Genomic DNA, 13,717 nt, shown 5'->3' with positions numbered 1-13,717 from the left:
TTCAGCCCGCCCCCTCACTCCTCTCCGTCCGCTCTGCGGTTGGCCGGACGGTCACACGGAGAACTCCCATGTCCGCAGTACGCCCCATCATCACCCGTCCCTCGCAGCACCCTACCCTGCGTATCACCGAAGAACCCGAGCGGGATGTCTACTGGATCCACATGCACGCCAACCTGGTCAACCAGCCGGGCCGGCCGTGCTTCGCCTCGCGTCTGGTCGATGACATCGTCGACTACCAGCGCGAACTGGGCGATCGCCTCAGCGCCTCGCACGCTCTGTCACCCCATGTCGTTCTTGCCTCGGACAGCGACGTGTTCAACCTGGGTGGCGATCTCGAACTGTTCTGCCGCCTGATCCGCGAGGGCGACCGTGCCCGCCTGCTCGACTATGCCCAACGCTGCGTGCGCGGCGTGCATGCCTTCCATGCCGGCCTGGGCACCCGTGCCCACAGCATCGCCCTGGTCCAGGGCAATGCACTGGGTGGCGGCTTCGAGGCCGCACTGAGCTGCCACACCATCGTCGCCGAGGAAGGCGTGTTGATGGGCCTGCCCGAGGTGCTGTTCGACCTGTTCCCGGGCATGGGCGCCTACTCCTTCCTGTGCCAGCGGATCAGCCCGCGGCTGGCGGAGAAGATCATGCTGGAAGGCAACCTCTACACCGCCAGCCAGCTGAAGGAAATGGGCCTGGTCGACATCGTGGTGCCGGTGGGCGAAGGTGTTGCCGCAGTCGAACAGGTGATCAAGGAAAGCCGACGCATCCCGCACGCCTGGGCGGCGATGCGTGAGGTAAACGAGATCGCCACCATGGTGCCGCTGCATGAAATGATGCGGATCACCGAGATCTGGGTAGACACTGCGATGCAGCTCGGCGAGAAGTCCCTGCGCACCATGGATCGGCTGGTACGGGCGCAGGCCCGGCGCAATGGCGACCCGGCCTGACCGTCTGGCGGGTCAGGACGGGCTGCGCTCGCTGTCGTCGCGGTGCGATGCTCCCGCACTACGGGCAGCCAACGCATTCCTGCCGTTGCGCAGGGCGGTCGCCAGGCTGCCGAGGCGGGCGTTCCATTCCCCCTTCAGCTGCCAGTCCGCCATGCGCATGATTTCGCCACTGGAGGCGGCAACCTGGACAAGCCCCAGGTTGCTCGCCACACCGCGCAGCGCGTGTGCGTGCTCGCGGAAATCCTCCCAGGCCTGGCGCTCGCCGCAGCCCTGCAGCTGGCCCATGCTCGCGTCGACGTCCGCCAGGCACTGGTCGATGAACTTGCGTTCGAAGCCATCGCCCATACCCAGCGACGCCAGCTCGTCCAGCACCGCGGTATCGAGCACGCCATCGCCAACCGGCAATGCCGGCACCGACTGGATGCCGGACTCGGCGCGGGTGTTGGCGGCGACATCGGCCAGCACTTCCAGCAGACGGGTGGCCACCACGGGCTTGGCAAGGAAGGCGCGGGCACCGGCCTGCTCGCAACGCAGGATGGACTCGGGGGTGACGTCCGCGCTCAGCACCATGACCGGAACGTAAGGCATGCCACTGGCCTGCATCACCCGCAACTGCTTGAGCAGGTCCAGTCCGCTCATGCCGGGCATGTGCAGATCGACGATCGCTGCGTCGTAACTGGCCTGCTCCAACGCATCGAGCACTTCGGCGCCGCCATTGACGCAGGTGACCTTGTGGCCGGCCTTCTCCAGCAACCGCTGCAGCACCATGCGGTTGGCTTCGTGGTCGTCGGCCACCAGCACCCGCAGGCTGCGCACGCGCGCACGATGGCGCAGGAAGGGATTGGAGAACGCGATGACATTGCCGGCTTCAGCCACCTCGGACGGAACCGCCGGGGCTGATGAAGTGTCTGCGACGTCCAGCGTGATCTCGACCCAGAACACGCTGCCACGCGGGCTGTTCGGCGCATAACCGACCTGCCCGCCCATCGACTCGACCAGGCCCTTGGCAATGGCGGTGCCCAGACCGGTGCCTTCATGCCGGCGGGCCAGGCCGACATCGCCCTGCTCGAAGGCATTGAACAGCCGGCCGCGCAGCGCCACCGGCACGCCGATGCCGCTGTCGACGATCTCGAATCGCAGGCGCATCCGCTCGCTGCCCAGCACATCGGGGCTGGACACGCGCAGATGCACGTAGCCGCTGTCGGTGAACTTGACCGCGTTACCCATCAGATTGAGCAGGATCTGCTGCAGATGACCGGCATCACCCAGCAGGCGCGGCGGCACGTTGTCATCCACCTGCACGCGATAATCGAGCGACTTGGAACGGGTCTGCGGGGTCAGGATCAGGTTGATCGCCTGCAGCACGTCGGCCAGCGCGAACTCGTGCCACTCCACGCGCACCTTGCCGGCTTCGATCGCGGAGATGTCCAGCACCTCTTCCACCAGCGCCAACAGACTGCGGGTCGAGGCCTGGATGGTGTTCAGACACTCGCGCTGTTCGTCGTCCAGGCGGGTGGTGGCCAGCACTTCGGTCATGCCGGCCAGCCCGTTCAACGGCGTGCGGAACTCATGGCTCATGTTGGCCAGGAAACGGCTCTTGGCTTCGTTGGCCTGGCGCGCCTCTGCCACCGCCCGGGTCAAGGCATGCAGCAGCGAATCGAAGTACAGCGGAATCGCGCCCAGGCCCAGCAGCAGGCCCCAGCCCAGATAGTCGTGGCCGCGCCAGTACGGCGACAGCATCACCGTGCACAGGAAGGCCAGGCAGCCCATGGCCGTGGCCACGCGCAGGTAGGTGCTGCCGTAGCGCATGCCGTTGCCGATCGTGACCCACAGCATCACCGCATACAGCGGTGCCGCCGGCTCACCCTGGATGGTCATGATCCAGGCCATGCAGGTGTAGTCGGTCAGCATGCCGATCACCCGGCGCACATGCGACACACCCGGATTGACCAGGATCGCGGTCAGCAGGCCGGCGGAAATGGTCAGCTCGAAGGCGAGGATCAGCCACGTCGCAGTCAATGCCTCACCGCCGCCGCTCAGCGAGCGCCAGCCGAGATAGCTGATGAACAGCGCAGTGATGATGATGCGGATCAGGTTCTGCGCGTGCTCGCTGTCCTCGCGCCCGGACAGGCGTTGCTTGAAGCGTGCCAGCAGCGAGCGCTTGTCGGAGCCAGCGGCGGGAGTCGTATCCATGGTCGGATGTCGCATCCTTCGGCGCAGCAGGGAGGAGCAGCACAACGGTACTGCCAGCAACCCCAACCACAGGGAAATGGCCAGCCCCAGGTTGGCCTGCCAGTAAGGGGTCAACAGCACGGTGGTGCCGAAACTGACCATCGCCAGCACGATGGCAGCGGCCAGGTAACGCGGCCCGAAGCGCAGGCCGTTGCCCACCGTGACCCACATCACCACCGCATACACCCACGCCAGCGGCTCACCCATCTGGATCATGCCGACCGCGATCAGGCCGTAGTCGGCCAGCATCCCGGCCACCCGCCGCGGATCGGAGCGCTCCGGCTTCCACAGCAACCAGCCAATCAGCAGCAGTGACAGGCCCAGCCCGGTCAGCACCGTTGCCAGCACGCCCTGGTATTGATCCAGCCGATGCAGACGGGCACCGGACAGCAGCACATAGACCAGGATCAGCGAGATCAGCGCCACCCGCACGATCGCCTGGCCATGCTCCGAATCCGGACGCTGCGCCAACCGGCGCTTCACGCGTGCGAACAGGTCCTGCATGTCACCCACCCGGTCGCGTCGATGCCGTCGAGTGCTGGGCGCAGATATCCATCAACTGCTGGTGGCCGCGCATCAGCGCATCCACGCAGCGTGGATCGAACAGGCGGCCACGCTGGGCATACAGATAGGCCAGTGTGGCTTCCATGGTCCATGCTTCCTTGTACGGACGGGGTGAGATGAGTGCGTCGAAGACGTCGGCCACGGCGACGATGCGCGCTTCCAGCGGAATCGCCTCACCGACCAGCCCATCCGGGTAGCCGCTGCCGTCGTAACGTTCGTGGTGGCGCAGCGCGATCAATGCGCCGACCTGGATGAAGCGGTTCTGGCTGCCACTGAGCAGCTCATGGCCGATGCGTGGGTGCCGCCGCATGATCGCCAGCTCCTCGTCGTTGAGCTTGCCCTGCTTGAGCAGCACTGCATCGGGAATGGCGATCTTGCCCATGTCATGCAGCGGCGCGGCCATCTCGATCAGGCGCACGTCGTCTTCGGGCAGGCCGAGCTGCTCGGCGATCAGCCCTGCCACGCGCGCCATGCGTTCGAGGTAGGCACTGGTGCCAGCATCACGGAACTCGATCGCCCGAGCCAATCGCGACAGGGTCTCGCGCTCACGCTCTTCAACCTCGTGCATGCTGGCCAGCAAGCGCTGCTCCAGCGACAAGGCGCGTTGCTTCACGTTCTCGGTCTGCTGGCGCAGCTGCAGCAGGTTGTAGCAGCGCGCACGCAGTTCGCGCGGGCGGATGGGCTTGACCAGGAAGTCGATGACCCCCGCTTCCAGCGCCGCCTGACGGATCGGCTCGTCGCCGACCACGGTGATCAGGATCACCGGAATGTCGCGATGCTTGGGCAGGCGACGGAAACGGCGGGCGAACTCCAGCCCGTCCATTTCCGGCATGCGGTAATCGAGCAGCAGCAGGTCGACCGGATGCGCCTCGCACCAGGCCAATGCGGTCAACGGATCACCGAAGTCATACACGCTCAGTTCCGGCGCGATATCTTCGATGACGTGACGCAGCATCGTCCGGGCGGACGTCTGGTCGTCAACAATGACGATGTTCAACGCGTACTCTGCCTGGTTTCTCGACCATGCTGGATCATCAGCAGGCGAGGATACCCTGCCGCTGCGAACGCTCGCACCCTGCATCGGCCTGACTCCCGTGTCATGCGTCCCGGTTCATGATCGTCATCACATTGTGAAGCGGACTCTCCACAGTGCGCACTCCCCCTGGCGCCGATCAAGCCACAACAGACGTCAAGGTAGTGCATTAACGATACGCCGAGTGCGGGAGGCGTCAATCGCGCCGTCTCATTTCGCGACGGCGCGCACAAACAGGAGTCAAAAAGACGACTTACTGCTCCGGACGCATGTACGGGAACAGCAGCACATCGCGGATCGAGCTGCTGCCGGTCAGCAGCATCACCAGGCGATCGACGCCGATACCGAGGCCGCCGGTCGGGGCCATGCCGTACTCCAGCGCACGGATGTAGTCGGCGTCGTAGTGCATCGCCTCGTCATCGCCGCCCTCCTTCGCGGCCACCTGGGCCTGGAAACGCTGGGCCTGGTCTTCCGGGTCGTTCAGTTCGGAGAAGCCGTTGGCCAGCTCCTTGCCGTTGACGAACAGCTCGAAGCGATCCGTGTAGCCCGGGTCGTTGTCATTGGCACGGGCCAGCGGCGAGACCTCCACCGGATGGTCGGTGATGAAGGTCGGCTGGATCAGGGTGTGCTCGACGGTGGCTTCGAAGATCTCCAGCAGCAGCTTGCCCCAGCCGTAAGACGGCTTGACGCGGATCTTCAAGCGCTCGCAATGGCGCAGCAGCGCCTCGCGGTCGGTGCAGTCGGCAGCAGAGATTTCCGGGTTGTGGTGGCGCACAGCCTCGTCCATGCGCCAGCGGCGGAACGCCGGGCCCAGGTCGATCTTCGCGCCGTCCCACTCCACTTCGGTGGAACCGTTGACGGTCGTGGCCACGTCACGGATCACGCCTTCGGTCAGGTCCATGATCTCGTTGTACGTGGCATAGGCCTCGTACAGCTCCATCATGGTGAATTCCGGGTTGTGGCGGGTGCTGACGCCTTCATTGCGGAAGTTGCGGTTGATCTCGTACACGCGCTCCAGGCCACCCACGGTCAGGCGCTTGAGGTACAGCTCCGGCGCCACGCGCAGGTACAGGTCCAGGTCCAGCGCATTGTGGTGGGTGGTGAACGGCTTGGCCGCCGCGCCGCCGGGGATGTAATGCATCATCGGCGTTTCGACTTCCAGGAAGTCGCGGTTGTCCAGCCACGCGCGCATCGCGCGGATGATCTTCGAGCGCTTGATGAACACCGCGCGCGACTCCGGGGTCACGATCAGGTCGACATAGCGCTGGCGGTAGCGCTGCTCGACGTCGGCCAGACCATGCCACTTGTCCGGCAGCGGGCGCAGCGACTTGGTCAGCAGGCGGATCGATTCGGCCTTGACCGACAGCTCACCGGTCTTGGTACGGGTCAGGCCGCCTTCGACGGCGATGATGTCGCCCACGTCCCAGCCCTTGAAGGCGGTGTAGGCATCGCCCAGCACCGTGCCCTGCAGGAACAGCTGGATGCGGCCGGACTCGTCCTGGATCTGCGCGAAACTGGCCTTGCCCATGATGCGCTTGGCCATCAGGCGACCGGCCATCTTCACCTGGCGGCCGTTGCCTTCCAGGGCCTCGGCGGTCCACTGCTCGGCGTCGGCGAATTCTTCCTGCAGGCGGCCGGCGAAGTCCTCGCGACGGAAGTCGTTCGGGTACGCGATGCCCTGCCCACGCAGCGTTTTGAGTTTCTCGCGGCGCTCGGCGATCAACTTGTTTTCGTCAACGGGGGGGGTATCGGTAGCTTCGCTCATGGATCTGCGGGAATCGTGTAGTGAGGGGGGATGTTGCGCCCGGCACAGCCGGTTGCCCAGCATACCAAAACCGCCCCGCCCCAGCCCTGGGCCGGGCCCCTGCCTGGTCGTCGCCAACCTTGGTTGGCGGTCCGTGTGTCGATCAAGGTCGACACCTACCAGGCCCACTGCCCGCCGCCTGGTAGCCGCCAACCTTGGTTGGCGCTCCATCGTGTCGACCAAGGTCGACACCTACCAGGTCCGCTGCCCGCCGCTCTGGTAGCCGCCAACCTTGGTTGGCGGTCCGCGTGTCGACCAAGGTCGACACCTACCGGATTCCGGGGAACCGATGCCCCGGTAGGCGTCAACCGTTCCCGGGAAACGCCTGCCGCAGCTCGTCCACCAGCACCCGCTGGTTCTCCGAGTAGTCGATCGGCACCGATACCAGGTGCACCCCACCCTCGTTGAACGCCGCCTCCAGCGTCGGGATGAACTGCTCGATGGCCGTCACCTCATGCCCCTTGCAGCCATAGGCTTCCGCATACTTCACGAAATCCGGGTTACTGAATGTCATGCCGTAGTCGGTGAAGCCATCCACCGCCTGCTTCCAGCGGATCATCCCGTAGGCGCCGTCGTTGAGGATCAGCACCACCAGGTTCAGGCCCAGCCGACGCGCGGTCTCCAGCTCCTGGCTGTTCATCATGAAACCGCCATCGCCGCACACCGCCAGCACCCGCCGCTGCGGGTACAGGATCGAGGCCATGATCGCCGACGGCAGGCCCGCGCCCATCGTCGCCAGCGCGTTGTCCAGCAGCAGCGTATTGGCCACCTGGGTGCGGTAATTGCGCGCAAACCAGATCTTGTACATGCCGTTGTCCAGCGCCACGATGCCGTCCGGCGGCATCACCTGGCGCACGTCGTGCACCAGCCGCTGCGGGGTGAATCCAGCTTCCTCGGCACGGTCAGCCAGGTGTTCCAGAATGGTCGCGCGCAGCGGTAGCAGCGCGTCGGCGTTCGGCACTGCACCTTCGATACGGTCGGCCAGCTGGGTCAGCGAACGGCCGATGTCACCGATCACTTCCACCTGCGGGAAGTACACCTGCTCCACCGCTGCCTGCGAATAGCCGATATGGATCACGGTCGGCCCACCCGGGCGCATCACGAACGGCGGCTTCTCGGTGACCTCGTGGCCGATGGTCACGATCACGTCGGCCTGGTCGATCGCCATGTGCACATAGTCTCGCTCGGTCAGCGCCGCGGTACCCATGTACAGGCCCGAACCACCGGCCACCGCGCCCTTGCCCATCTGCGTGGTGAAGAACGGAATGCCGGCACGCAGCACGAACGCCGACAGCGCTTCGCTGGACTGCGGCCGCGACGCCGCCGAGGCGATCATCAGCAGCGGGCGCCTGGCGTTGCGGATGATCTCCGCCGCGCGGTCCAGTGCTTCCGGACTGGCAATGGGACGATCCACCGCGTGCGGCGGAATCAGCGCCACGTCCCCGACCTCATCGGCCGCGATGTCTTCGGGCAGCTCCAGCAGCACCGGGCCCGGGCGCTCTTCCAGCGCGGTACGGAATGCCTCGCGGACGATGGTCGGAATGGTGCGCGCCGACACGATCTGCCGCGCCTGCTTGGTCAGCGGCTTCATCGTGCTTACGATGTCGACGATCTGGAAGCGTGCCTGCTTGCTGGCGACGATGCCCTTTTGGCCAGTGATCATGATCACCGGCCACGCGCCCAGCAGCGCGTAGGCGGCACCGGTGGTGAAGTTGAGCGCGCCCGGGCCAAGCGTGGCCAGGCACACGCCCGGCTTGCCGGTCAGGCGGCCATAGGTGGCCGCCATGAACACGGCCGCCTGTTCGTGGCGGGTGATGACCAGCTCGATGCTGGAATGGCGCAGCGACTCGACCACGTCGAGATTCTCTTCGCCGGGAATACCGAAAATACGCTCGACGCCTTCGTTCTCAAGCGCGGCGACGAGCAGATCTGAACCCTTGGACATTGGAATGCCGTCCTTTTCGCTGGACTGATGATGGATCGTTGCAGGAAGGATGGAAGCTGCGCGTCAACGCTTGTCGAACCACACCGTCTGCGCGTTGACGAATTCGCGGATGCCGAAGTGCGAGAGCTCACGGCCGAAGCCGCTCTTCTTCACGCCACCGATCGGCACGCGCGGGTCAGAGGCGGAGAAACCGTTGACGAACACGCCGCCGGTCTGCAGCCGGCGCGCCAGCTGCATGGCCCGTGCGCGGTCGCCGCTCCACAGGTTGCCGCTGAGGCCGAACTCGCTCTGGTTGGCCAGTTCCACCGCATGGTCGGCATCGCGGGCGCGGCTGATCGAGGCCACCGGCCCGAAGGTCTCGGTATCGAAAGCCTGCATGCCCGGCTCCACGTCGGCCAGCACGGTGGGGGCGTAGAACGCGCCCGGGCGATCCAGCTGATGGCCGCCGACCAGCAGCTTCGCGCCCGCGTCCACCGAGGCCCGTACCTGCGCGTCCAGCTGCTCCAGCAGGTCCTGGCGTGCCATCGGGCCGATACGGTTGCCGGCTTCACGGCCGTCGCCGATGGTCAGCGCCTGCACCTTCTGGCAGAACTGTGCCACGAACCGGTCGTAGACCGCGTCTTCGACGATGATGCGCTTGCCGGCGATGCAGACCTGCCCGGTGTTCTGGAAGCGCGAAGCCACCGCTGCATCGACCGCAGCGTCCAGATCGGCGTCGGCCAGCACGATGAACGGATCCGAGCCACCCAGTTCCAGCACCACCTTCTTCAGCGCCTGCCCGGCCTGGGCGGCGATGCTACGGCCGGCGGCCACGCTGCCGGTCAGGGTCACCGCCGCGATGCGGTCATCGGCGATCGCGCGGCTGGTGCCGTCGCGGCTGATGTTGGCGGCGATGAAGGTGCCTTCCGGCAGACCGGCATCGCGCCAGGCGGCGTCGAGCAGCTGCGCGGTACCGACGATGTTCTCGGCCGGCTTCAGCAGGAAGCCGTTGCCGCCCATCAGGATCGGTACCGCCGCGCGCATCACCTGCCAGTAGGGGAAGTTCCACGGCATGATGCCCAGCACCACGCCCAGCGGCAGGTAGGACACGTAGGCCTTGTCGTCGGGCACCTGGGTCGGTTCGTCGCGCAGGAACTGCGCACCGTGGTCGGCGTACCAGTCGCACAGCACGGCACACTTCTCGATCTCGGCCAGCGACTCGGCCTGGACCTTGCCCATTTCGGCGGTGGCCAGCGCGGCCAGCTTTTCACGGTCACGGCGCAGTACCACCGCCATCGCACGCAGTACGTCTGCACGCTGTTCAAGGCTCCTGGCGCTCCAGGCCGCAAAGCCGACCTGGCCGCGATCCAGGATTGTTTCCAGTTCGGCGTCGGTGGCGAAGGGATGGCTGGCGATCTGCTGGCCGGTGGCCGGATCGCGGGAAATGGCGGTGCTGGGGGCAGCGGACATGCAGGTCTCCTGGTGTCTCGACAACGGGCGGCGGCCCGTCTCCTGCACAGGAATGTGGACCCGATCGACGGGCACAACAAGGCGTCTGCTTATCCTGTGACCTGCACTTACCTGCCTGAATGGGGTTATCGGCAGGGCTGCGCCCTGGGTACGCGCCATCGCATGCGCGCTGCCGCTCCCACGCTTCGCTACGCGAACCGCGGGCCCCACTTACCAGCTCCCAGACCCCCGCCGCTTCGCGGCCGCCCCCTGACTCAGGGGGCTCTGCCCCAGACGCGAGTCGGTCGCCACAGTAGATCCACGTCGTTCGTGGCTGAATCTCTTTCGGAATCAAATATCTCCAATTGAGATCGAAAACCATCCACGCATGGCGTGGATCTACCAGATCACGAGAAACTGTCAAAGGCGGGGCGGTGTCGGGGTGCGGGGTGTCAGCCGCATGGATGCGGCTGCCAAGCCTACACGGACGTACTTGCGGCGTCCCCGCACTCCGACACCGCCCCGCCACGCCACGGATAGCTCGCTGTTGCTGTTGCCGTTGCTTCGGCTTGAAGCAGGTGCAGGGCTGCAAGCCCTGCCGAACAACCCCCTACCTACGCGGCAGGTAGGTCACCAGTGACAGGTCGTGCCGGCTCTCCGGCACCAACGCCACGTACTGCAGGTCCAGCAACCCGCGCGTTGGGTGGTTCAGCTTCTTCGCACCTTCGTCGAACCGGCGCACGTCGTGCTCCGGCCACCACTGGCGGAACTCCTCGCTGTGCGCAGCGATGTCCTCGGCCAGCGCCAGGAACGGGGCCTTGTCCGGCGCCTGCGCCATCGCCGCGCGGAAGCCGGCCAGCAGGCCGCGGGTCATTTCTTCCCAGTTGAGGATCAACGTGCGGTACGGCGGGTACAGGAACATCAGCCGCAGCGTGTTGCGCTCATGTGGCGCCAGCTGGCTGTAGTCCACGAACAGGTCGGCGATGGCCGGGTTCCAGGCCAGGATGTCGTAACGGGTATTGCGCACGTAGGCCGGGATCGGTTGCATCGCTTCGACCAGCTGGCGCAGGCCATCGGTCACTGTCTCGTCGGGAGATTCCAGTGGCACCCCGTAGCCGGACAGCGCGAACGCATAGGCGCGTTCGTCGTCACTCATGCGCAGTACCTGCGCCAGGCGCTCAAGCACCTCCGGCGAAGCGCGCACTTCGCGGCCCTGTTCGATCCAGGTGTACCAGCTGACGCTGACCCCGATCGCCAGCGCCACTTCCTCGCGCTTCAGGCCCGGGGTGCGCCGGCGCCCGGCCGGGAGGCCGAGCGTGGCGGGGTCGACACGGGCGCGGCAGGCCTTGAGGAAGCCGCCGAGTTCCTTGCGTTCACTTTCGCTGCGCATCATCGGCCCGTCCTACACTTTGTAGCGTCGAGCCATGCTCGACGCATCCACCAGCTCGCGAAAAGCAGCCGAGCATGGCTCGGCTCTACACAAAAACGGTTCAACCACCCTCGGCGTTGCGCGCGAGGGTGACAATCTCCGCGCAGGCACGTCGATCAGGCATCGACGCGCTTGGAGCCCACAGCCAGGCCGGCCTTCAGGCTGGCCTCGACGAACTCGTCCAGGTCGCCGTCCAGCACCTTCTGCGTATCCGAACGCTCGATGCCAGTACGCAGGTCCTTGATACGGCTCTGGTCGAGCACGTAATTGCGGATCTGGCTGCCCCAGCCGATGTCGGACTTGGTGGCTTCCACCGCGTCCTTTTCGGCGTTGCGCTTCTGGATCTCCAGCTCGTACAGCTTGGCGGCCAGCATCTTCATCGCGTTGTCGCGGTTCTGGTGCTGGCTGCGGCCGGTCTGGCAGGCCACGACGATGTTGGTCGGGATGTGGGTGATACGCACCGCCGACTCGGTCTTGTTCACGTGCTGGCCACCGGCACCGGACGAACGGTACACGTCGGTACGCAGGTCGGCCGGATTGATGGTGATGTCGATGTTGTCATCGATCTCCGGCGACACGAACACCGAGGTGAAGCTGGTGTGGCGTCGGTTGTCCGAGTCGAACGGCGACTTGCGCACCAGGCGGTGCACGCCGGTCTCGGTCTTCAGCCAGCCGTAGGCATAGTCGCCTTCCACGCGCAGCGTAGCCGACTTGATGCCGGCGACGTCGCCACCGGAGACTTCCATCAGCTCGGTCTTCCAGCCGCGCGATTCACACCAGCGCAGGTACATGCGCAGCAGGATCTCGGCCCAGTCCTGGGCTTCGGTGCCACCGGCACCGGCCTGGATGTCGACGAACGCAGCGGCATTGTCCATCTCGCCGGAGAACATGCGCTGGAACTCCAGCTTCTCGACGTGCGACTGGTGCTTGTCCAGGTCGGCGACCACGGCCAGCGCGGTGTCCTCGTCCTGCTCAGACTCGGCCAGCTCAAGCAGTTCGGTGGCATCAGCCAGGCCGTCCAACACCGAGGCGATGCCGCCCACGGTCTTTTCCAGGCTGGAACGCTCGCGGCCCAGGTTCTGGGCGTATTCGGCGTTGTTCCAGACGTCGGGGCTTTCCAGCTCCCGCGTTACTTCTTCAAGACGCTCTTTCTTGGCGTCGTAGTCAAAGATACCCCCGAAGCGACAGCACGCGATCGGTCAGATCGGTGATGCGCTGGCGGACAGGATTCAGTTCGATCATGTCGGCGGTTATGCATTCAAAAGATGACTGGTAATGATACCGCAGGCCGGGGATGCCCGGAATGAGGGCCTCACCCTGCCCCCAGCGCCTGCCGCAGCAGCGGTAGCTGGCGCCGGCTGCAGGGCACCTTCGCCCCGTCGGCCATGTGCAGCAGGGCCTCGCCGCCGTCCAGCGGCTCGATCGAGCGCAGCTGGCCCCGATGGATCAGCCAGCTGCGGTGCGGACGCAGGAACTCGCCCGGGTCCAGCCGCTGTTCCAGTACCGCCATGGTGATCCGCAGCGGGTAGTCGTGGCCGCGTACCCGCAGGTTCACGTAGTTCCCCGCCGCCTGGGCGTACTCCACGTCGGCGGTGGCGACCAGGAACTCCTTGCCCAGCTTGCGCACCAGGAAGTGCTGGGGGCGCTCGACCGGCTCCACCGGCGGGCCGACATCGGGCTCGGCCAGCAGGTGCGCTTCACCCTGCCGCTGGCGGCCGAACCAGGCCACGGCGTGCACGGCAATCACCAGCAGGCTGTAGGTCTGCACGTCCTTGAAGAACTCGTAGAACCACTGCGCCGGCCAGGCGCCATAGGTGTAGTGCTGGCCAATCAGGGCGAAGGCCAGCTTGCGCATCAGCACCATGGCACTGACATGCAACAGCCACCAGGCAACGCCACCCAGCACGTAGAAGCCGACCCGGCGCCGCCAGGTGTCTGCATGCAACGGCCACCGGTGAGCGGCGGCATGCAGAAGTGCCAGCAGGCCCAGGCTGGCAAGCGCACTGCTGAACTCCTCGATCGAAGCCGCAAGGCCCGGGAATGGCTGGGCGTCCCGCAATGCCCGCATCCACTGCGCCAGCACATTGCCCGCAGCGGTACACAGGAACAGCAGCGACCAGAACACTGCAGCCATGCCCGCGCGGTTGGGACGATCTGCAACAAGGGCGGGATCGACCGCCGGATCTCCATTTTCCATGCCGCCATTGTTGCCCATCCGACCCTTTCCGCATCGGCCATTGGTCCCAACAACCCCTCCATTGGACCCTGCAAGGCTGCCATTGCACCCTATCCGCTGGCGACGCTGAGCCTTGCGGCAGAAGGTGAAGCATCCTCCTGACGCCCA

General features: G+C 65.8%; 9 protein-coding genes. 1 reads left to right on the top strand and 8 read right to left on the bottom strand.

The window, feature by feature from the left end:
• Window positions 1-68: 68 nt before the first annotated feature.
• The gene (locus ABE423_RS05540) at window positions 69-938 is read left to right on the top strand and encodes a crotonase/enoyl-CoA hydratase family protein (protein WP_012480080.1); all 870 of its coding nucleotides are present in this window, start codon (window positions 69-71) and stop codon (window positions 936-938) included.
• A 12-nt stretch (window positions 939-950) separates the two neighbouring features.
• On the opposite strand, the gene ABE423_RS05535 is transcribed toward ABE423_RS05540, so the two are convergent.
• The 8 genes from ABE423_RS05535 to ABE423_RS05500 all read right to left on the bottom strand — a co-directional run bounded on the left by ABE423_RS05535 (window position 951) and on the right by ABE423_RS05500 (window position 13,588).
• On the bottom strand, window positions 951-3,674 hold the full coding sequence (locus ABE423_RS05535) for a response regulator (RefSeq protein WP_258015762.1): 2,724 nt from the start codon (window positions 3,672-3,674) through the stop codon (window positions 951-953).
• Between the two features lies 1 nt (window position 3,675).
• Window positions 3,676-4,815 carry a two-component system response regulator gene (locus tag ABE423_RS05530; RefSeq protein WP_006364528.1) on the bottom strand — a complete coding sequence of 380 codons (1,140 nt, stop codon included), beginning with the start codon at window positions 4,813-4,815 and terminating at the stop codon, window positions 3,676-3,678.
• Between the two features lie 205 nt (window positions 4,816-5,020).
• The gene (lysS, locus tag ABE423_RS05525) at window positions 5,021-6,532 is read right to left on the bottom strand and encodes a lysine--tRNA ligase (RefSeq protein WP_032129833.1); all 1,512 of its coding nucleotides are present in this window, start codon (window positions 6,530-6,532) and stop codon (window positions 5,021-5,023) included.
• A gap of 343 nt (window positions 6,533-6,875) precedes the next feature.
• The gene (locus tag ABE423_RS05520; RefSeq protein ID WP_097048051.1) at window positions 6,876-8,516 is read right to left on the bottom strand and encodes an acetolactate synthase large subunit; all 1,641 of its coding nucleotides are present in this window, start codon (window positions 8,514-8,516) and stop codon (window positions 6,876-6,878) included.
• Between the two features lie 63 nt (window positions 8,517-8,579).
• Window positions 8,580-9,965 carry an NAD-dependent succinate-semialdehyde dehydrogenase gene (locus ABE423_RS05515; protein WP_346485304.1) on the bottom strand — a complete coding sequence of 462 codons (1,386 nt, stop codon included), beginning with the start codon at window positions 9,963-9,965 and terminating at the stop codon, window positions 8,580-8,582.
• Between the two features lie 589 nt (window positions 9,966-10,554).
• A complete protein-coding gene (locus tag ABE423_RS05510; RefSeq protein ID WP_046985666.1) occupies window positions 10,555-11,337 on the bottom strand; it encodes a helix-turn-helix transcriptional regulator in 783 nt (260 codons plus the stop codon).
• Window positions 11,338-11,489: 152 nt separating this feature from the next.
• A protein-coding gene (gene prfB, locus ABE423_RS05505; RefSeq protein WP_097048047.1) for a peptide chain release factor 2 occupies window positions 11,490-12,615 on the bottom strand; the annotation gives its coding sequence in 2 pieces (ribosomal slippage) (window positions 11,490-12,539 and window positions 12,541-12,615; 1,125 coding nt in all).
• Window positions 12,616-12,685: 70 nt separating this feature from the next.
• Complete coding sequence (locus ABE423_RS05500) at window positions 12,686-13,588, bottom strand: LytTR family DNA-binding domain-containing protein (protein ID WP_346485302.1); 903 nt, start codon at window positions 13,586-13,588, stop codon at window positions 12,686-12,688.
• Window positions 13,589-13,717: the final 129 nt, after the last annotated feature.

The sequence above is a fragment of the Stenotrophomonas sp. TWI1409 genome (genome assembly GCF_039673015.1).
In the GTDB taxonomy this organism is placed as follows: domain Bacteria; phylum Pseudomonadota; class Gammaproteobacteria; order Xanthomonadales; family Xanthomonadaceae; genus Stenotrophomonas; species Stenotrophomonas maltophilia_A.
Note: the sequence above shows the minus strand (reverse complement) of the source record. Positions and strands in the feature narration are given on the sequence as shown.